Source organism: Pantoea sp. 1B4 (assembly GCF_016925765.1).
In the GTDB taxonomy this organism is placed as follows: domain Bacteria; phylum Pseudomonadota; class Gammaproteobacteria; order Enterobacterales; family Enterobacteriaceae; genus Pantoea; species Pantoea agglomerans.
This window is the reverse complement of record NZ_JAEUWZ010000001.1, coordinates 1,870,209-1,889,393: the sequence shown is the minus strand read 5'-3', so window position 1 is coordinate 1,889,393 and position 19,185 is coordinate 1,870,209. Positions and strand designations below refer to the sequence as shown.

General features: G+C 52.3%; 19 protein-coding genes and 4 pseudogenes. All 23 read right to left on the bottom strand.

Features of this window, described 5'->3' with window-relative positions; genetic code table 11:
• Position 1: 1 nt before the first annotated feature.
• The 23 genes and pseudogenes from JNO11_RS09260 to JNO11_RS09150 all read right to left on the bottom strand — a co-directional run bounded on the left by JNO11_RS09260 (position 2) and on the right by JNO11_RS09150 (position 18,858).
• Complete coding sequence (locus JNO11_RS09260) at positions 2–3,349, bottom strand: phage tail tape measure protein (RefSeq protein ID WP_325177229.1); 3,348 nt, start codon at positions 3,347–3,349, stop codon at positions 2–4.
• A 241-nt stretch (positions 3,350–3,590) separates the two neighbouring features.
• Positions 3,591–3,959 (bottom strand): phage tail protein, encoded by a 369-nt coding sequence (locus JNO11_RS09255; RefSeq protein WP_325177228.1) that lies wholly within the window; start codon positions 3,957–3,959, stop codon positions 3,591–3,593.
• 56 nt (positions 3,960–4,015) lie between these two features.
• Entirely contained in the window at positions 4,016–4,468 is a 453-nt protein-coding gene (locus JNO11_RS09250; protein ID WP_010245147.1) for a major tail shaft subunit, read from the bottom strand.
• 33 nt (positions 4,469–4,501) lie between these two features.
• Positions 4,502–4,903 carry an HK97-gp10 family putative phage morphogenesis protein gene (locus JNO11_RS09245; protein ID WP_191939811.1) on the bottom strand — a complete coding sequence of 134 codons (402 nt, stop codon included), beginning with the start codon at positions 4,901–4,903 and terminating at the stop codon, positions 4,502–4,504.
• Between the two features lie 2 nt (positions 4,904–4,905).
• On the bottom strand, positions 4,906–5,289 hold the full coding sequence (locus JNO11_RS09240) for a hypothetical protein (protein WP_191939810.1): 384 nt from the start codon (positions 5,287–5,289) through the stop codon (positions 4,906–4,908).
• Positions 5,282–5,618 (bottom strand): annotated as a pseudogene (locus JNO11_RS09235) (phage head closure protein). Before JNO11_RS09235 ends, JNO11_RS09240 begins: the two are co-directional and overlap by 8 nt.
• Before the next feature lie 7 nt (positions 5,619–5,625).
• The gene (locus JNO11_RS09230; RefSeq protein WP_223565480.1) at positions 5,626–5,955 is read right to left on the bottom strand and encodes a head-tail connector protein; all 330 of its coding nucleotides are present in this window, start codon (positions 5,953–5,955) and stop codon (positions 5,626–5,628) included.
• Entirely contained in the window at positions 5,955–6,941 is a 987-nt protein-coding gene (locus JNO11_RS09225; protein ID WP_325177227.1) for a phage gp6-like head-tail connector protein, read from the bottom strand. The genes JNO11_RS09230 and JNO11_RS09225 overlap by 1 nt, the downstream gene beginning before the upstream one ends.
• Positions 6,934–7,647, bottom strand: a complete 714-nt coding sequence (locus JNO11_RS09220; protein WP_325177664.1) for a phage portal protein — start codon at positions 7,645–7,647, stop codon at positions 6,934–6,936. Before JNO11_RS09220 ends, JNO11_RS09225 begins: the two co-directional genes overlap by 8 nt.
• Positions 7,604–8,293 (bottom strand): phage portal protein, encoded by a 690-nt coding sequence (locus tag JNO11_RS09215; protein WP_325177226.1) that lies wholly within the window; start codon positions 8,291–8,293, stop codon positions 7,604–7,606. Before JNO11_RS09215 ends, JNO11_RS09220 begins: the two co-directional genes overlap by 44 nt.
• Positions 8,294–8,312: 19 nt before the next feature.
• The gene (locus JNO11_RS09210) at positions 8,313–8,498 is read right to left on the bottom strand and encodes a hypothetical protein (protein WP_167432822.1); all 186 of its coding nucleotides are present in this window, start codon (positions 8,496–8,498) and stop codon (positions 8,313–8,315) included.
• A 4-nt stretch (positions 8,499–8,502) separates the two neighbouring features.
• Positions 8,503–10,441: pseudogene (locus JNO11_RS09205) on the bottom strand (phage major capsid protein).
• A 57-nt stretch (positions 10,442–10,498) separates the two neighbouring features.
• A pseudogene (locus JNO11_RS09200) lies at positions 10,499–12,161 on the bottom strand (terminase large subunit).
• 2 nt (positions 12,162–12,163) lie between these two features.
• A pseudogene (locus JNO11_RS09195) lies at positions 12,164–12,665 on the bottom strand (terminase small subunit).
• A gap of 176 nt (positions 12,666–12,841) precedes the next feature.
• Positions 12,842–13,003 carry an HNH endonuclease gene (locus JNO11_RS09190; protein WP_325177663.1) on the bottom strand — a complete coding sequence of 54 codons (162 nt, stop codon included), beginning with the start codon at positions 13,001–13,003 and terminating at the stop codon, positions 12,842–12,844.
• 124 nt (positions 13,004–13,127) lie between these two features.
• Positions 13,128–13,748 (bottom strand): hypothetical protein, encoded by a 621-nt coding sequence (locus JNO11_RS09185; protein ID WP_325177225.1) that lies wholly within the window; start codon positions 13,746–13,748, stop codon positions 13,128–13,130.
• A 484-nt stretch (positions 13,749–14,232) separates the two neighbouring features.
• Positions 14,233–15,690, bottom strand: coding sequence for a glycosyltransferase family 2 protein (locus JNO11_RS09180; protein WP_325177224.1), 1,458 nt, complete (start codon positions 15,688–15,690; stop codon positions 14,233–14,235).
• Positions 15,691–15,828: 138 nt separating this feature from the next.
• Complete coding sequence (locus JNO11_RS09175; protein WP_325177223.1) at positions 15,829–16,392, bottom strand: hypothetical protein; 564 nt, start codon at positions 16,390–16,392, stop codon at positions 15,829–15,831.
• 72 nt (positions 16,393–16,464) lie between these two features.
• Positions 16,465–16,899, bottom strand: coding sequence for a hypothetical protein (locus tag JNO11_RS09170; RefSeq protein ID WP_325177222.1), 435 nt, complete (start codon positions 16,897–16,899; stop codon positions 16,465–16,467).
• 22 nt (positions 16,900–16,921) lie between these two features.
• Positions 16,922–17,119, bottom strand: a complete 198-nt coding sequence (locus JNO11_RS09165) for a hypothetical protein (protein WP_325177221.1) — start codon at positions 17,117–17,119, stop codon at positions 16,922–16,924.
• A 621-nt stretch (positions 17,120–17,740) separates the two neighbouring features.
• Positions 17,741–18,091: an Rz lytic protein gene (locus JNO11_RS09160; protein ID WP_325177220.1), complete on the bottom strand. Its 351-nt coding sequence runs from the start codon at positions 18,089–18,091 to the stop codon at positions 17,741–17,743.
• A gap of 13 nt (positions 18,092–18,104) precedes the next feature.
• Positions 18,105–18,521: a structural protein gene (locus JNO11_RS09155; RefSeq protein ID WP_325177219.1), complete on the bottom strand. Its 417-nt coding sequence runs from the start codon at positions 18,519–18,521 to the stop codon at positions 18,105–18,107.
• Positions 18,505–18,858 carry a phage holin, lambda family gene (locus tag JNO11_RS09150; protein WP_094106117.1) on the bottom strand — a complete coding sequence of 118 codons (354 nt, stop codon included), beginning with the start codon at positions 18,856–18,858 and terminating at the stop codon, positions 18,505–18,507. Before JNO11_RS09150 ends, JNO11_RS09155 begins: the two co-directional genes overlap by 17 nt.
• Positions 18,859–19,185: the final 327 nt, after the last annotated feature.

The following is a 19,185-nucleotide window of genomic DNA, read 5'->3' as shown; positions in this document are numbered from 1 at the left end:
ATCAGCTCCGACCGCTATAAAGAATGCCGCCCGGTGAAATTTCCTTCTTCAGCCTGTCCGTTATCGTCTGCTGAACGATAGATTTGAGCTGTGAGGCAGCCGCCGAGGTTCCCGTAGCGGATGCGTCACCGGCCCCGCTTTCCTGCATGATCGTTACCGGGGCATCTACCTGAATAATGGTATTGCCACCCACGCGGCCACTGCCGGGCAGCGCAGCGGGTCGCTCCATGGGGGCGTCGACCAGCCCGCCGCTGGCATACCCGCGCATCATCCCGTAAAGATTTTCAACGCCAATACGCTCGGTGGCCTCTTTGGTAAAGACGAACTCACCCTTGTGAACCACGCCAGCCGGGTCATATTTGCCACCGGTCCCGGTGAATCCGCCGCCATCGTATGCCTGAAAGCTGGTACTCATGCCCATTGCGCCGGTACTCCCGGCAGAAGCAGCGGCACCGGCTCCCACTGCTCCGACTGCAGCACCGCCAAAACTCATAAAGGATGACAGCACTGTTTTAGTCAGCAGTGCCTGCGCGGTCATTTCAATCAGGCTTTTGATAACGCTCTGTGCCAGCGAGGCAAACAGATTTGAAATGCTTTCCCGGAAAGACTGGGTGCCGGTAAGCAAACCGGTCAGGGAGTTAGTCGTTCTCTCCGCAGCCGTTTCCGCCAGGCTCACGATCCCTTTATTCAGTGTGCTCTGCCCGGCATACAGATTGAGCGCAGCCTGATACTGAGCGTCTGCGGAATCCCGTGATGACTTCTGCATCAGCGCTTCGTACTGATCCTTATTCAGCCTGCTATTTTCATAGTAAGCGGTATAAAGGCTCTGCTGCTGCACCAGCTGATTCTGAAGCTGCGCAACCGGATCAACTTCTCCGGCTATGTTGAGCTTTGGCGCAGCCGCCTGGCTGGCCTGCGCCTGAATCATCTTCTGAGCAGAATCATTTGCCATCGTAATGCGGGCTGACTGGTACTCCTGCTCAGTGACCAGGCGGGCGTCATACAGATCTTTCAGGTTGCGGCTGGCTTCGGACTCCTGACTGATAATGGCTTTAGCCGGTGAGTACTGCTCGGCCAGTTCCTGACGCTGGCGCTGATAATTAGCCGCATTCAGGGTCAATACGCGCTGCACCTCCGCCTGACTCACACCAGCAGCTTTGGCATCCTTCAGGATTTTTTCCTGCGATACCTTTTCCTGAAGATTGATTTTTTCCAGGCTTGAGGCGTGCGCCTGCTCAATCTCGTTACGCAGCGCAGTAAACTGCTTCAGCGCCTGAGCGCCTTTCTTGTCAGCCTTAGCCGGGTCCTCTCCGCCCCACGGCGATGCGACTTTACCGGCCTCAGCTGCTGCCGCTGTTGCAGCCTGCACGTCGCTTTTGAGGTTTTTAGCAGAATCAGCAATGCCCGTTTTCACCAGGAACCGCGCTTTGTCGACGTTCTCCATATTGTCTTTAAGCGTTTTCAGACCGCCGTTCACGGATTCAAGGTCGGCTTCTGCGCGGGTCTTCCCTTTCTCAACACCGGCAAGCTGACCGAAGGGATCAAACCCCTTCAGGCTGTCCATACGGCTGTCAGCGTCCTGAATTTCCTTAATCAGCTGGTTTCTCTGCGTGACCTGATTTTCATACTGGTCCTGCAGATCGAGCTGTTTTACTGAAAGCTGCTTGTCCGAAAGCTGCATCAGAGCGGCGGTGGTTTCAACCACAGCACCCCTGAGATCGAGTGCAGACTGACGCGCCTGCTTTGCCTGCTCATGGAAATAAAGCAGCGCGGAACCGGCAAGCATCGCCGCACCCACCGGGCCACCTATAAGCGACAGCGCGCCACGCGCCAGACCGGATGCAACAGAGGCAGCGCGGGCAGTGACAGACAACTGTGCATTAGCCGCCGCCAGTCTCTCCGTTGCTGCTGTTTCCGCAATTCTGGATTCACGGATAGTGCGGCTCAGCGCAACCTGCTCTTCCTGATAGCCAACATTGATACCCGCTGCGGCGTTTGCCGCTGTGCGCGTACCCAGATAGCGGGCCTCTTCCTGTGCCTGCTGGCGCGTAGCCTGTGCAGCGGCAATGGTCTGCTTCGCCGTCTCGGCCTGCTGCAAAGCATTCTTTCGGACTGCGGCTTCGTTCGCCGCCCAGCCTGAGATGTTTTCCCTCAGCCCCGCGGTGAGCTTTGTAGAGAGAACGGGAATAAGCGTGTAAAGCGCGACAGAGGCAACGGCGTTAAAGTTATCGGAAAGCGTATTGATGCCTTGAGAAATCGCCTGGATGCCGGAACGCAGAGGCCCGCTGCCAGACTGACCCACTTTGATGATCAGCCCTTCAAAAGCACTGGTCAGCCCCATCAGATCGCCGTTCAGGTTGTTCACCCTTACTGCTGCCTGTTCATGCGCCGTCTGAGTTCCTGTCAGGGATTTGGTCAGCTCATCAATTTTGCCGCGATTGCCCGTCAGGATTGACGCGGCGTTGATATTTTCCACGCCAAACAGTTTTACAGCCTGCGCGGTAGACAGGTTTTTCCCGGCCAGATTTTCCAGCGCCTTGCTGAGACCTACAACGGACGGCTTGAGGGTTTTATCTGTGCCTTTTTCAAGGCTGAGGATGATGTTGCGCAGCGCGGTACCCGCTTCACCCCCTTTGACTTCACGCGATGCCAGCACCTGAATGGCGGCATTCAGCGTTTCAAATCCGATACCGGCCTGTGCGGCGGCCACGCCACCATTTTTAATCGCGGCGGCGGTATCGTTAATTTCGGAAGCGCCAAATTTTGCACCGGCTGCCAGGACGTTAATATAACGGTCGGCCTGTTCAGCACCGGCACCGAACTGGTTCAGTGACAGCGCCAGTGTTCTGGTGGCGTCGGGCAGCGTGCTGGCGCCCGCCTGTGCCAGCAGCAGTGCGCTGTTGGTCGCCTTTTGCAGTCCGTCAGCCGTATCAAGCAGCTCCGGTTTCGCTGACGCCATCAGTTTCAGCGCCTCAACAGCCTGGCTGGCGCTGTATTCGGTAGTGCGCCCCATCTGCTGCGCAGCCGCATCCAGATCACGCAGCTTATTGCCGGTTGCGCCGGTGATGGATGACAGGTCAGACAGCGCCTGGGAATACTGCCGCGAAGTCTGGATAATGGTACCCAGAGACAGCCCTACGCCAGCCAGCCCGGCGATCCGCCCGGCCAGTCCGCGAACGGCAGAATTTACGCGCCCGTAAGCATCTTCCGTTTTTTTCGCATCGTCCTGCGCCTGCCTGTTGAACTGGCGGGACTGTTTACCGGCATCGCCGTAGGCACTGACGAGCTGGCTTTTAAAATTTGCGGCGTTGAGGTGTAACCCTACCGCCAGCGATGCTACGTCAGCCATTACATTAACGCCCTCATTACGGCGTCACACTGCTGATCCACGCTGTGCGTGGGCGTGCTCGGCCTGGTGTCGTTTGCGGTGTTTGGGGATTGGGGTTCGGAGCGGGTCAGGATGCCCTGCTGAAGAAAGTAAGCTCGCCAGTGGTTCAGCGTATCGCACGGTAATGCGGCTATGACTGACGGGTCAGGCTCACCCCACCTGTCAGCCAGCCAGAAGATCAGCTGCAGCCATGACGAGCCGGTCAGTTTTTTTCGGCGGCGTCCAGTTTACCAATGGCATGCGTTTTGACGCGCTCAATAGCGGCCATCAGCGCCGGATTATCGTGAGCGTCCAGCAGCTCTGCTGCAGTCGGAAGCAGTTCAGGCTTGATGGCTGAACCATCAGGATTAACCAGGCTGTCGAGAACCAGCTGGACGCTCATTTCTGAAATTGCACGCACATTGCCGGTCGCCTGCGCCGCATCCATCTCTTCCTCATAGCGGATAAGCTCACCAGCAGTACGGCGGCGGATGTATACCTGAGCGCCCAGCAGCTCTGTTTTGATGGCGGTAGACTTAGGCTGTAGCAGAACTGACTTTAACGTGGCCGCACTGAATTTTTTCTCGGACATTATTTGATCCCGTAAGGTTGTAAAAGCCGCCATTCAGGCGGCGTGGCTGATGGAAATCAGGAGCCTGCGACTACGCCCCACTCGATATTGTTCTGTTTACCCTGAACGGTAATCTGAATCACCTCACTGGCTGGCGCAGTGATTTCATTCATCTGCCAGCCGGACAGCGCCAGTACCATGTTGGCGGTACGACCATTCGGCAGTTCAACGTAGAACTGAACGGTCTGGCGGTTTTGCGCAGCATTGAGGAAGGCGGCAAAATCTGTGTTGGATGGATCGTCGACAAAGCCCAGCGATTTTTCCGGACCTTCCGGCAGGTCAGAAATAAACTGTTTGCTCTTATCAATCAGCGTGGTGCAATCCACGAAGCTGCCGGTCTGGCCGGTAGCGCCCAGCGCCTTACAGTTAATCAGCGGCTTCATCGCTGAGACAGCGGCACCGGATGGCCCCCATTTCACTACGGTTCCTGCAGGCAGCATCGCGTATTCTGGCGAAGTTTTATCAGCCATGACTTTCTCTCTCTTTGAAGTTGGTAGCGGCTGCTACCCGTTGTTTTGAATGCGGTCCCGTATTTCTACCGCGAGGATTCGGAGAACGCGGGATTTGTTGTAATCCAGCGCCGGGCGAATGAAGGGATCAGGAATCTGCTTAACCGTACCGAACTCCTGAGCCAGTGCCTTGATGTAATGCTGTTTACTCGGACCGACCCGCAGCACGACAACGGCGTTACCTTTAGTCCGGGTTGTTGAACGGATTTTGATAGAGTCACGCATGTGCGGCCCTTTCGCTGACTCGTCATAACCCGCATGCTCTTTCATATCCTGCTCAACCACCTGGAGAGCTGCCCGGCCAGCTTCACGTAACACCTTTGTTCCGGCTTTTTCACCCAAGGCAATCAGCTGGCGCTCAAGCTCATCAAGACCTGTAACTTCCATTCTCAGCATGCTCAGACCTCACTGAAGTAGATAATAAAATCTCTGGTCAGGCGGTACTGCACTGCGTTGTTGGGCAGCGTGGATTTATCCTGTTGTAGCGAACCGCGTTCAACGTACTGAACCGGATAGCCGCCAATATCACCATGCCGGATGCCCTTCCACATCTGCCAGAGTTGGGCATCTAGCGCCAGCAGGCCCGAGTAGTCAGAGACTTTCACAAAGGAAATCTGGAATCGACCCGCCACCAGCGATGTTCTGACAAGACCGCTTTCAATCTCGGGATCGGAAATACGCTGATAGGTAATCCCTTGTTGCTCAGTGTCAGGAATCAGAAGTGGATAGACGTCCAGTTCGGAAAGTGACTGAAGGGATTTATAGATGCCTGATTCAATCATGACGCACATCCCTTTCAGCTGTGATGACAGCACGATCCCGACTGCTGCGGTCAACAGCCCTGATTGTGTAAATCTCATTCCCCCCAGCTTATTTTCCAGTCCGTCTGAACATCACTGCGTGGCCGGATGGTGAATTGCCATGTCTCCACAATCTGCTGCTGATCCATACTGCGTATTTTGCGGTTTGATATGTTTTCAGCTTTAGCCCATATAAATGGCGAGCTGATTACAACTTGCCCCGGTAACACTTCACCCAGCGGCCCGCGCTCTGACTCAGTACGTTGAACCTTGATGCGTTGATTAAGCTCACCGGCTTTTAAGCCACTCATAAGCACCTCAGCAAATAGTTGGTGAGCGAAGAGAGTAAATCAGACTTGTCACAGAGAAAGGTAAATGGCCCTGCCGATACTGACTTTCTTCCTCTCCGCCACGAACGCGATCCATAATGCCAACCAGAATCAGGGTTGCCTGTTTTACGCGCTGAAGTTCAGGTGCGGCATCAATGATTTTGCCATCTTCGCCGACAACTTTGTCACGGCTCCCCTGTATGTAATCCAGTACGGCCGCACTCGCAGAGTAAATTTTTAACTGCAGGTCTGAATCACCATCATCCGTGTCAATACGAAGATGCTCTTTGGCTTCGCTGAGCGTCACAAATTCCAGCATTACTTAGCCCTCGCATCACGACCGCGCTTAACAGCTAATTTCCAGCCTTTTGATCCATCTTCACCAGGCTTATCGCCTGTTTCCTGATGGCAGTACCAGACCGATCCACCCCAAGTAACGCTGTCACCTGGGTAATACTTCTCACCCTCTTTGAAAATGTCGCGGTAGATCATTACTGGCACGCTGAACTTTTTCTCTGTTTTCTCACCGCTTGATTTCACCGCGGTGACAGTGAATTGACGCTCTTCGGCCTGAGTGATATCAATGTCGCTGATACCGTCCACCAGGCACTCCCAGCCATTCATACCCGTTGTTTTCTGGAATGATCGCCACAGGCCGCCATGATGAATAGCATAGGTGCCACGCGGGTATGATTTCTCAGCATCGATATGCGGCATAATTTCAATCTGAAGCGCGTCTTTTCCATCTTCGCCAGGCTCACCATCTTCCGGCTTAGGTATTTTAGCCACCGCATCTTTCACCATCTGCGCGATATCCGGCAGCGGCTCGGGTTGCGGCATTTCAATGGCAGAAACGGCCCGTTGTATCATGCCGTCAATATCAGGCAGAACTGGCGATTCCGGCACCGGAATCTCAGCCACCGCATCTTTCACCATCTGCATGATATCCGGCAGCGGCTCGGGTTGCGGCACCACAATGGCAGAAACGGCCCGTTGTATCATGCCGTCAATATCAGGCAGAACTGGCGATTCCGGCACCGGAATCTCAGCCACCTCATCTTTCACCATCTGCGCGATATCCGGCAGTGCCGGCGCGGCAGGAACAGAAATCTTCGCCAGTACTAAATCGGCAATAGCCTGCTCATCCGGTACTGACTGTTGATACTCTTCGACCTGAGATTTAAGCCTGTTAATTTCTTCTGCCTGTTCCGTCAGCGCGGTTTCATAGCGTTTTTGCACTGCAAACAGCTGTTCTTTTACTGCTTCGCTGACAGCCTTAAGCAGTGACATGTCACGTTCATTCATGGGTAAGCAGTCCTTTCAGCATTGCCTTGACCATGAAATGCTCATGCTCAGTAAGAGCTTTGCTCCTTTCATCGTCAACAGGTGGTGTCGGCGTGGTGGCCGCTTCAGATTTGGATTGAGTGCCAAACGGATCGTCACTGGCGTCCCTTCTGGCTAAAGCTGACAGCGCAAAGTTCTGCTGCTGCAGATATGGTGTATCGCCACCTTCAACAGGCGGCATATTTTCGCTTTTGCGTGCCTGATTGGGGGTGAGGAAACCAGCACCGATGCCTTCGCTGTAGGTTTTGTAACGCCCTTCAGTGTCCATGCGGATCAGTGTATTCAGGTCGAATTCCACCCCGGTCTGCGCGTCCAGTTCTAATGCCTCATCCAGAAGAAGTTCAATACCTTCAATGTGTGTCTGGAGACACTGCGAGTAATACCCCTGGTCGAGAGCTTCAATATTGTTATAGGACGGTGTTGATGCCGTGTTGACCTTATAAATCGGGACGTGGAATGTTGAGCAGATGATTTCAGCAGTCAGTTTTAACTGCTCCACCATCTGAGCATCTACGGCTGTCATAGCAATAACTTCAAATGATGCATTATCAGCTAGCAATGCTGTTCTTCCGGCATTTTCGCCGGAATAACCCTCGTCCCAGTTCTGTTTTATTTCCCGTGCTTTATCTGCATCGACCGCCCCCCGGAACTTTAATAACGCCTCCAGGTTTTCCGCCGTTTTTAAAATGATTTGCGGAGTTTGTCAGGATTGCATCGCCCTGCATTGCTGTCAGCCCACAGGCATAAATGGGTGACAGTCCGCAAAGAGGATGGAAAAAGCAGTTGAACCGATCGTGAATAATTTCCCGTGCCGGCACCATTACCTGCTGCTCCAGCCCGTGAATATTATCCGGCCTGACCTGATAGAAAATTTCTCCATCATCGGTCACGTAAGGCGTAACTTTGTTTGGGTCCAGCACGCGCAGTTGCTTAACGTTCCCGCTGACATCACGCAACTTCAACACATAGGTGTTGCCATCAGAAAGCTTTGAATTCATCCAGCACTCGAAGAACTGCATGCGTGTCTGAAAGCTGTTTGGCTTTCTCAGCAACGGGGAAATTTTCGCATCGCTGTGATCCATCCAGATACCGCTGCTCAGTTTCTTTTTAAGCAATATCGGCATTTTCGCGATATCTGCGGCAATCAGAGAAATACAGGTGAAGACCGCGTGGTAAGCCAGCACTGTTGTACTGTCTACTTCTATATTTCGCTGCCATGCGCCGGAAAATGACTCAAAAATCCTTCGCCACCAGCCACCATTAGCAGCCTGAAGCGCCTTTTCTTCCTTTGGTTTTTTGCGGAAACCGAACATTGGCTGCTTCTCCTGAGCGTTAATTCTTTTTCTGGCTCTTTGCCTTTTTCTCGACAATATCGATAAATTCAACATGGCCGGTTAAGCGGAGAACCTCAGCGTGATCGTCACGCAGAAAGCGTTTCTCACCCGCATGTGCATCGTGGGTGTTTTTGAGATAACGAACCTGTTTCATAGAGAAAAGAGCGGGGATTTCTCCCCGCATCTCCTTAGCTGCCAGCGTTAGCGCTGTAATTAACACCGGTAATCACCGCCACCGCCGCAGTACGGCGACGCTTCCAGTTGATCCAGCGTTCGGCGCGGATTGCCACGCTGTTGGTCTGGAACATGGAAACCATTTCAGTCGGATTCGGCGTGATGCTGTCGCCGGTAGGTTCGCTCTCCATTTCAAGGGATGCCTCACGGGACATATCAACCGCAACGCCACCATCATCTGCCAGGTAGATATCCGGCGCGTTAACCAGCACCAGAAGATTACCTACATACTGAGAGACGATGGCCGGCAGACCTTCGAAAGTACCGCCAAACATGGTCATGTCCGGATACTCTCTCTGGCCCAGCGCATTTTTACGTTTTGACAGCGCCAGCGCTGTAGTGCTGGACATCAGCCATACGCCACCGGTCGGTTGCAGACCCGCATCGATAAACACCTGAAATGCGTTAGTACTGTCGGTGTCAGGGTTGCCTGCACTTGGAATTTGCTGCGCGCCATTGGTGATAGAGGCCGGAGACACGTTAGCGACTTCTGCTTTTGCCGGATTGACAAAGTCAGCATCCAGTCGGGCGATGACCGCTTCAGCCAGGCTGTTGCGCACCAGTGCATCAGCGGCAGGATTAGAGAAGCGGATCAGCTCATCAGTCAGCACAGCAATGGCAGCGACTTTGGAGAAGCCAAAGGTGATTGATTCAAAATCGAATTTAGTCAGGGGTTTAGCTTTACCCTGACCAACCCAGTTCGCAGAGCCGCCAGAAGTCTGAGCCGGAATGCGGATGTTGAACGGAACCTGACGCAGTGCAGGAATATCCCCCCTGACCAAAGCGGCCGATAATGGTCTGTGGCCGCAGGAATTCGACGAAGTCCTGAGCGTACTCCTGATACTCCACCAGGCTGCCAGCCCACTGCGGATCAGTTGTGGTACCTGCACCTACAGCAGCTTTCAGAACGTGGTGAAGCTTGGCATCTCGCGGATACTGACGCTTTGCGATCTCCAGCGCTTCGGTACGGCTGCCATTTGCAGCGGCCAGTGACTTGGCGAAACGCGCAAAAGCGATCCCTTTTTCCAGCGGCTTCTCAACATGGATCACCGCAGGAGCGCGGTTATCAACAGTGTTTACCACCGTACCACCTGCTGCTTTCTGAACCGGTTGAGCGGTCGCGGCTTTAGTCGATTCCATGTCACGAAGGCGAGCCAGGTGCGCATCAACGGATTTAATTTCCGTACTCACTTCGTCATACTTATCTTCTTCTTCCGCATCAAGCGTGCGGCCTTCATCGAAGGCTTTTGACATAACATTTTGACGCTCAGCATCGAGCGTAGCGCGCTTGGTTTCGAAAGTTTTAATCATCTCGGCAATGTTCATCTTGGTTCCTTTAGTCTGAGAATTTTTAACTGCTGTAGCGCCAGCGGGTTTTATTTTTTTCGAGTCGTTCTGCACTACGCCTGACGCGGCCCGCAGCTTCTCATCGATGGATTTAACGGTCTGGATCGTGCCTTCGGCATTGGCCGGCACCGTTACGACAGAGAGTTCGTACCACTCCCACTTCGTGAACCGGATGCCGCCTTCGTCGATGTAGGCGTATTCAATAGGCCGGAAGCCGATCGACAATCCTTTTACAAGGCCAAGCCGGATGCTCTGCCATGCTTCTTCAAGTCGTGCCGCGAGCTGACTGGGTGCATCTGCCTGCGCCAGTGTGGCTTTGATTTCGATACCCTCAGCGGTAACCTTGGCGCTGGTCACCTGGCCGATGGGAGACTGATGGTCATGCTGCCAGAGCAGCGGGATGGGTAACTGAAACTTTGCGCCCTCGGGCATCACAATGTCGCCATACCGATCCGGTGACGGCGTTGTCGCGATGCCGGTGATTTCCCGCGTATCCTCATTGACCGCCTTTACCTTCAGAAGGCTGACGGCGTGCTGATTCTTCATTTCCCTTTCTCCAGAAACGAAAAAACCCGCCGGAGCGGGTCGTTGAAAGCGGAATTTCTAAATGAAAAACACGCTGTATTCTTTTTTGGTAGCAGCCGGATTCAGCGCCATCAGATATATGGCATTAAAGAGAGCCATCAGCGGGTCGATTTTACCGACGCCGCTGGCACCCTTGGTTACCAGTGGTGCATTGCCGCTGATGACAACTTTGGCGTTACCAACGCACCAGTTCATCAGAGGCTGAGGTGCATGCTTCAGAGCACCCTCTGCCAGTTTGCGCTCAGTAGTCTTACATGCGCCGCCCAGCCGCCAGCCCTGACTGACACCCACAACTGAATCCTGCGGTATTCCTGCATCAATCAGCGTATCCAACAGCACCCCGATCCCTGCCGGGTCCATACCTACCTTATCCAGCAGGCCTGCTTCGTAAATCTGCGATACATACATCGCAACTTCATCCGCATCATCACCAACTCTTTTCACGATGGTAAGATCGCCCTGCTTTTCAAAGTCACGCAGTTTGCTTTCTTCGCTTTTGCGGCGCTCCAGCATCTTTTCATGGCACCAGGCATGAGACCAGGTGAGCCAGTCGCGGGTTTTCTTATCGCGACCGGCCACAGAAAGCCCCAGAAGGTCATCCAGCCCGCCCCCATCAATGCCGACAGTGATAACTTCGCACCGGGTTAAAATCTGTTTGAATGTCACAGACGGATCAGACTGCGTTTCCCAGAACTCTGCACCGGCCCAGCGGTCGTTACGGAGATTCATGCCGATTTCAACGTTCAGATGTTTGGCGAGAAACTTTCTCAGGCTGCCTTCATCTTCCTGCGACCGCTTAAGATACTCATCATCAAGCCACTCTTTACTGACAGAGCGGCCCATGTTCGGGTTGGTGATATAAAAGTTATCCGGGTTGCGGAAACCTTCATTTTCCACCATTTCAGGCGGGAACTCATAAAGGATGCCGAGCGTTTTGCCATCCTTTATGATCCCGTCACGGACGTTACGCCAGTAATCCAGTTTCTTTTTGAAGACACCTGCAGGCGGCTCATCGCTCTGCGTGGTCAGGTAAATCACCCAGCCTTCATTACGCGACACCTGCCCGCCCAGCGCCTCAATAAACATCGCATCCGCTTTGGCATTTTTGCCAAACAGCCACAATTCCTCCACCAGAATTCGACCGGCCTTTTTTGCCCGACACCGTATCGCTGTCAGCAGCCACGACCTTCAGGCTGTTGCGATTAACCCGATGGGTAATGGTGCGAATGTGATCCTGAACGTGAAAAAGTGCTGAGAGCTCTTCATCTTCACGGACCATGCTGGCAGCTGGTTTAAAGCAGTTGTCGGCAACCTCTTTTGTCGGTGCCAGAATCAGATGCTCTTCATCAGCACGCCAGCAGATAATCAGCGCGGTCAGCATAATCCCGGCAGCAATAGTTGATTTCGTGTTCTTCTTGCTGATGAGAAGACCATACTCCCGGATCATCTGATTGCCGGTTTGCTGGTCATAGCCGCCGAATATTGCCAGCACAAAATCAAACACCCACTGTTCTGAACACTCGCCAAATGTCGGCTTTCCAGGCAGGTCAGTTACCCTGAGTTCTTTAAAGATAGACAGTGCGTGCTCACCAGAATCTCTGAAAATAGGCGGCGGAATTATTGACTCACGGTTAATGAGCCTGCTGGCCCAGTCAGCGCATGCGGTGGACCATTCAGGCATCTTTATCTCCCGTTATTCACAATCAGCTGTGGCGGAGCCATGCCCATGAACTTGCTGGCAACCGCCTTAGCAGCAGCCTGCTTCGCATCCTTCTTGCCGCCCTCACCTTTTTTGCTATGTAGGTAGGGGAGCATCGCCTTTGCGGCATCTTTGCGGGTATCAATATCCTCAGCACGGTCATTCATAACCGACTTCAGAAACTCAAGCGGGTCATCATACTCACCAGCCGCCCGGACAATTTCCGGCACTGGCTCGGGATCAGGATTCAGTGGCGTGTTTATCGCTGGGGTATTAACTTTTTTCCCATGCGTTGGCACGTCGTCAACTTCAACTTTTTCATTCTTTTTTGCGGCTCATAAAAGCGATGACTTCCGGGTCTTTAGCAAGCTGCGAACCCTTGGAGCGTGCGGAGTTTGCGGAATACCCAGCCTTTATAGCCGCATCTTTTTTCGACATACCGGAAATCAGCGCCAGCGCGAATTTTCGCTTCTGGGCTGTTAACATGTTTACACCCTCCAAAAGGGGATATTTTCTGTGCGTGAGAGGGGGGCGAGGTTTCGTAGAGAATCGTCCTGAATCTTTTGGACTCCCCCCCCACCCACCCTCAGATGATAACCGATATCATTCCCATTGAAATGATTGCAAATGCAACTACCAGTCAGGCTGAGTGATAATTGTTATCAATTGCCTTTCATGTCGTCATTGGTCTTCTTGCGGTGGCACCCATCAGCACCACAGCAAAGGATTTGACAGTTGGCATCGGCGTCTTCACCACCCTGATGCAAAGCAATCTTATGATCCAGCTCGAAGCCGTGAGGATACTCAGTCAGGCGTCCACACATCGCGCAGCATGGGTTGGCAGACCATAGTCGCTTACGACGTGCCTGCAGCTTCCAGCCAGTGATGCGCGTCTCAGCTACGGTTGCAGTCCTCACGCGTTGCGTGCGGTCAACTGAGAGCCGAGGCTTAAGCGTTGTCAGTCGTGCCATGATGTTCCTTTAAATCCAGCCGCCATGCTCTGCGGCGCTCTGTACGCGGTGTGTTATCAGGGTGTCTTTCGACAGTATTGCTATCCAGATGATCCACCAGCGAGTAACACGGATAGATGACCGAGCCACCACATGCATCACCAACTGCATAGTCAGCAGGTGACCGGTGATTCCATCGGCTTAACATCTGCTGAAGCTTATGTGTTGGCACGCTGTAACAGACGCCGTGAATCAGCCTACTCATGGTGATGTAATCAGTCTGGCGCTGGTCGCTGTCAATAAGCTTTGTCGCTACTTCAAGCTGATACTGAGGTGGCCTGCCGGTGCCGAGATAGAAAGACAGCAGGTCATCGGGGAACCGGCACAGCCAGGCTGTTACCTTCTCAGTGAAGCCGTTAACCAGAACCGCATCATCCTCAAGTATCACTACCCGGCATTGCTGCTGGCTGGCCCACTCGATAGCGCGCCGATGATTCCAGTTCGCGCCATTGCCCTCTTCGTCAATCAGAAGGTTAGCGTCCAGTTGTTCAGCCAGGCACATAGCCATGTCGCGGCGGGAGTGATGACCGACAACAACGCTTTTGATTTCTTCGCTCATGCGTATGCCTTCGAAGTACTGATCGAATATCAGGATGTTGCTGATGGACACTTAAGGTTATCTTGATTATTCAGCCCGTCAGTGTATGGAGAACGGTCGCATAAAGCATATGAGGGACGCTGATTACCTCTAGTAAGGACTAAAAATGGATAAGCTAAACTTTAATTGTGTTCAACTTACAGCGCATGATGCAATCATTCGAGCGCTGCTAAAAACAATGCGCGAGGAAGAATTCTCTAAATTTTCTAGGAACCTTATGAACTTATGGGTTGATATACGAATACCTAAGCAACCGTCTCATATACAACATCAGCTACTTGCTGCGATGGAATTGTGTGACTCACTGATTAAGAGCGCAGTTTTAGACCGCTCTCAGCTATAGATTAATTCTTGCGCAATGGCGACCTCTGTGGTCGCCGCTTTCCAGCCACACGGTAAGGTATAGGAAGATTAATGCTCATTAGTTACCCGAATTTCAGCATGCTCACTTGTGCCGCCAGTACGCGAATTCTTTACCGACGCCATCAGTTTTGAACACGGTATGTACTCGCGGGCCGGTAACCAGCTTGTCGCGCTGCTGATAACCAACGATGCCGAATGCGATCATATCGCCTACACATGGCTTACCCTTCTCTTTGCCCCAGAATCTGTTCGACTCAGTGCGGTACCAGATACGGATGATCGCATGCGCGTATGCCATGACATCCTCACGCGTGCCACCAAGCAGGCCAGCGTTAAGCATCAGGTCATTGAGATGTGCGGCAATGAACTCAGCGTATGGGCGTTCTGTGTGGTTGGCAGAAGCCCATGCGTCAGCGTAAGTCTTTGGCTCCGAACCGACATACAGTCGGCCTGGCTGCATCTCTGCCCATGGCTCGCGCAGCATCTCAACGTCAGTGCCATCGGTACACCAGACGAAGTGATATTCAGGGTGATTGCGAAGGTGCTGCCAGATATGCAGCCAGCGCCGGAAATAGACGTTCATTTTCACATCAGGTACGGCTACCAGCGAAGCCCCTGCAGGTGCGGTAGTCAGCTCATCGGCCAGCACAACCGCGTCACCACCTTTTACCGAAGCGGCCCACGTAGCCAGCAGGTCAGGCGATGCTTTCATTTTGGTGATGCGCTGCGGGTCAGGCTGGCTGGTCAGTAGTGTAGTAATCACCACATTGCGCTGCTGCCGGTATTCGGCGTAGCCGGTATAGCCGCTGTTGCGGCGCTCATTGTGAATGGTCACATTGCGCTTAACCTGTGCTTCACGGTCAGGCTTAGGAACTGACCGCTCAACGGCCTGGTGCTCATCGAGCGAGTAAATAAGTTTTTCAGAACCGACGACATCAGCGAACGCCCAGCTCGTTAACCCGGCATTGTGGATGCGCAGCGCTAAATCAGAGTGCTCGTACATGCCACGCTGGTAGATGGGATCGAAACCGCCAACCTTCTCAATCGCGCTGCGATGGTAATAAAGCATCACGCCGCGCTGGCCGGTGTACGCGACGTGCTTATCATCCCGGTAGAGTACCGCTATATCGTTAAGCTTCTGCCCGGTTGCAAAGTCCTGAAACTGGTAAGCCAGATGCGGCTCAGGTGATTCGATGTAGGCGTGCTCCCAGCCACCAGCAATGGGCCAGGCATCGTCATCCCACAGAAAAAGATGCTCACAACCAGCATCAATCAGCGCCTCAAGGCTGGCGTTCTTAGCGGCCACAATGCCGCGTGAGGTTTCATGTCGAATCACTCTGACGCCTTCCGGCACCACAACCGGTTTGGCTGAACCATCATCAATAACAACCACCAGCGCACCGGCAGGAAGATATTTAAGCTGATGCTCAATGGCTCGGGATAACACGTCATGGCGATTATGGGTGCTTATTGCTATGCCGATATTTGAAGCGCGATCAGTTACTGGTGCGTATCGAACACCGTTAATCACTACTTCCATTTAGCATTTCCTGCTGGTTAGATAGATATAACCCTCGGCAATGACGATAACGCCAACCGATGATTCATTGTGTTTATGCTGAAAGGTGAACTCACTGAATGCACTTTTCAGCACAAAATAAAACCGCCCGTTGGGCGGTTATTGATTAATTTTACTGACTAACTCTTCCTGAAGTTTGATTTTGAATAAGGCTATACTCTCGCGATACTGGTTGCGAGCTTCAGCAAGAGCCGGTCGGTCTATATCAATATCGGACAGATCGGGGTCAAATCCATTAGCAATCTGGTTTGCTTTTTGTAATTTTCTTCCGCACAGGCTAAGCATTTCATGCAATTGAGGGAAATATATAGGTATAAGAACATGCAATCGATAAAAGGCATCTGTGTCAGAGCATGCTTTAATCAACGCATCCCGCTCTTCCAAACTAATACTACCTAACATATAGCGCATATGAGCAGTCAATTGTTCTCTGCTGTTGCTTGCCCATCTGGTAGCACAGGAGAAAGCCTCCTCACCCTTCTCTAACAGAATACCTCTGCTTTCCTTAATTTTTTCATGCTCAATTTTCAGTTTTAGACTTTGATTGTTCTGCCTGTTGTTTAGCCATGCGCCAAGAAGGGCAAACCCTCCAGCTAGTAATGCAGAAAGCAGTGCAGCACCGGCTGAGATTAGTGCTGTGGCATTTTTATCGAACCATTCCAAATGACACCTCCGTTTGTTGAAGAGGTCATTATCATGCATGTTTTAGCAGTGTCGCAACGCTTCACAGCGTTGCTAAACGTTATCCCTTGTTGGGAGACTTGATTCAGGTTCAGATAGTTGTCGCATACGGAAAATCGCATTGTGCTTTTTATAATTAATAATTTTACGCGCATAGCGGATAACACTGACCCATTCAGGAGCAGCATTGTTATTCAGGTAATCACCAAGCCTATTGAAAAGCTCTGTCCACTTTGCAACCTGCACCTCTGCTTCGCTTCCTATTTTTTTCTTATAAGAAACGACAATAGTTTCCACCTTAACCTTTACGCTCATAAAAGGCTCACCCTGCTGGCAACTTGCAGCTAACTTTCTGATTTCAAGCAAATATGGTTCACTATCAAACTGTTCGCCCACGGAAACCTCAAAAAAAACATTACATTCCTTAACTATAGGCCCAAAAGTTATCAGAGAGAAAGGGGGTGTCAGGATTGACATCATCAGGCGCACTCGCAAATGCGCCTTGTGATGGTTACTGAAGCCGATGCTCATAATGAGAGATGGTCTTTCCGTTCTCATTCATAACATAAGCAACCTCACCCTCCTGAAGGAAAACGTTACTGTCCATACCGGACACCGCGATGCTTTGTTGCGCCGGGTTGAACCCGACGCTCGGACCAGAGTGAATCTCCTCACCGCCGCCGGGCGACATAACCTTTACTGTCAGCATTCTTTTTCTCCTGCTTCTTGGGGATAAAAAAAAGGCCGCCGATGGCGACCTTGAGGTGTTTTATTGCTATGACGTCATGACGTATGGCAGGGCCGACTGCAGTAATAACATCCATTAGATCGAGAATAAGTTTTCTTAGCCTCTCTCACTGCTGGTGAGCAGGTCTCGAAAATTCCGAGGTAGAGTCGATTCCTTTCCTCAGGCAATCTGTCACAGCTGCTTACGTGTACTTCATGATCGCCATTGGTTTGTGCATTTTTATTAACATAATAGTAGTGGCCCATCTATCTATCCCATGAGGTATGCTGAGAATTCAGCCTGCTCATATTAACGCCACCACAATATCTGCTGAGTTTATTCTTAAGAAAATTTGATCATTATCACTTCTTCACTGACGAATGCTTTCTATGTGCCGGATGGCAGCGCGGTCAATGTTGCACTGCCCCAGAGCGCCATATAACTCAGCGTTGAGGCTTACGCTGTCACCGAACGTCATATACTGTGATGGGGCTGGAACATCAATCTGGCTGGTCAGTTCAGCCGGAAGGTTTAGCTGAGGCTGTTTTACTGTCCGGTACTCCACCAGCGGCTTTTGCTGCGTCGCGCAGCCTGTCAGCAGCATCAGGGGGGAACAGGAGCAACAGCACACTTGTCCGCCGCAAGGTAACGCTTAATTTCATTCTGTAGTTTCCGGTTCTGCTGGGCTGTTACGGCACGCTGCTCTGTGACCTGACTCATCACAACGTTCTGCTGCTTAACGGCTGTTACCAGCTCAGTGACGCTTGATGCCAGGCCATCGTTCTTGGAGCGCAGGTCATTAATTTGCTCGTCTTTGCTATTCGCCAGCTTCTCCAGGCGCTGATTGGTTGCCTCAAGTTGCGCGCTGCGGGCATTCAGCATCCACAGGCAAACGCAGATAATTGCGATAACCAGCAGATGTGAATAGTTTTTGATGAACTGGATAGCAGCCATGCGGCCTCCTTTATCAGACGAGGTCGAGCGCCCGAATGAATACATCTAATCCGTAGGGCTGACTGCCATTCTCATGCCTGATGATGGCCTGCAGGAGCGGAAACAGCTTGCGGCTGTCAGTCAGGTCGATTGGCTTATCAGCATCAGTGCCGGTAGCCGTTGCCACACTGCGGATATAAGCCTGGGTGTCATTCTCGTTAGGCGGAGCCCAGCGCTTCACAATGCCCGTAATAGTTTTCAGGCCATATTTGCTCTGGTAGTTACGCAGAATGATAATCATCGCCCTGATGCCGTACTCCGGACTAATGAACTGGCAAAAAGATTTATCAGTGCGCTGCGTCTGCGGCACCAGTCCCTGCCACTCATCGCCCCAGCGGATGTTGCCAGGATTATTATTGCGGATTCCGCGTGATTTATTGCTGACCTTCATTGGTTTCCCCTGCCTTTCTCTCTATCAGCCTGCGAAGCCTTTCGCTGATGTAGTCATTGCCTACATACCCGATGTAAACCGCGAATACCTGCGCAGCAGCGTCGGGGATGTTCCAGTTAAATAAAGCGCCCATCACCTGCAGCGTCGGGCCAGCAAAGAACGCCAGCGCGCTGCAGGAGACAGCGTCGAGAACCCGCTTACTCCACGGGCTTTTTGCATAGGCACTGCGTAATAGTGAAAACATGCCTGCTACCCCGGCATATCCCCATTCTGTTTTGTGGGCATACAGCCACAGCAGCACTGTGGCCCAAAAGCCCGGGTCTTTTTCTGGAGGCATGCTCTGATTCCCGCCACCGGGATGATGGCGGCTGACTGTCGTTAAATGAGATGCGCAGCACCACGGCGTCAAAAGTGTGTGTGGAGACTGATTGGTGTGCGCAAAAACGAAAAAGGGCCGCTCTAAGGCGACCCCTTTGTAATTGAAACCCTGACGCTACTGCGGTAAGTACCTTGCCCGTCGGCAACAGGGTTAATTTTTATCCCCTGAAAGGGATAGGCAAATCGCCATCCCCTAAAGGGTATATTTGAAATAAAAAACGCCTCTAGGCTGGTAAGGCCCGAGGCGCTTTGGCATCCACATTTGGAACTGACTTTAAGATGATAA

Bases quoted from the DNA above. Each gene is read 5' to 3' on its own strand.
- JNO11_RS09260 (WP_325177229.1), bottom strand. From the start codon at position 3,349: ATGGCTGACGTAGCATCGCTGGCGGTAGGGTTACACCTCAACGCCGCA.
- JNO11_RS09255 (WP_325177228.1), bottom strand. From the start codon at position 3,959: ATGTCCGAGAAAAAATTCAGTGCGGCCACGTTAAAGTCAGTTCTGCTA.
- JNO11_RS09250 (WP_010245147.1), bottom strand. From the start codon at position 4,468: ATGGCTGATAAAACTTCGCCAGAATACGCGATGCTGCCTGCAGGAACC.
- JNO11_RS09245 (WP_191939811.1), bottom strand. From the start codon at position 4,903: ATGCTGAGAATGGAAGTTACAGGTCTTGATGAGCTTGAGCGCCAGCTG.
- JNO11_RS09240 (WP_191939810.1), bottom strand. From the start codon at position 5,289: ATGATTGAATCAGGCATCTATAAATCCCTTCAGTCACTTTCCGAACTG.
- JNO11_RS09230 (WP_223565480.1), bottom strand. From the start codon at position 5,955: ATGCTGGAATTTGTGACGCTCAGCGAAGCCAAAGAGCATCTTCGTATT.
- JNO11_RS09225 (WP_325177227.1), bottom strand. From the start codon at position 6,941: ATGAATGAACGTGACATGTCACTGCTTAAGGCTGTCAGCGAAGCAGTA.
- JNO11_RS09215 (WP_325177226.1), bottom strand. From the start codon at position 8,293: ATGTTCGGTTTCCGCAAAAAACCAAAGGAAGAAAAGGCGCTTCAGGCT.
- JNO11_RS09210 (WP_167432822.1), bottom strand. From the start codon at position 8,498: ATGCGGGGAGAAATCCCCGCTCTTTTCTCTATGAAACAGGTTCGTTAT.
- JNO11_RS09190 (WP_325177663.1), bottom strand. From the start codon at position 13,003: ATGTGTGGACGCCTGACTGAGTATCCTCACGGCTTCGAGCTGGATCAT.
- JNO11_RS09185 (WP_325177225.1), bottom strand. From the start codon at position 13,748: ATGAGCGAAGAAATCAAAAGCGTTGTTGTCGGTCATCACTCCCGCCGC.
- JNO11_RS09180 (WP_325177224.1), bottom strand. From the start codon at position 15,690: ATGGAAGTAGTGATTAACGGTGTTCGATACGCACCAGTAACTGATCGC.
- JNO11_RS09165 (WP_325177221.1), bottom strand. From the start codon at position 17,119: ATGCTGACAGTAAAGGTTATGTCGCCCGGCGGCGGTGAGGAGATTCAC.
- JNO11_RS09160 (WP_325177220.1), bottom strand. From the start codon at position 18,091: ATGGCTGCTATCCAGTTCATCAAAAACTATTCACATCTGCTGGTTATC.
- JNO11_RS09155 (WP_325177219.1), bottom strand. From the start codon at position 18,521: ATGAAGGTCAGCAATAAATCACGCGGAATCCGCAATAATAATCCTGGC.
- JNO11_RS09150 (WP_094106117.1), bottom strand. From the start codon at position 18,858: ATGCCTCCAGAAAAAGACCCGGGCTTTTGGGCCACAGTGCTGCTGTGG.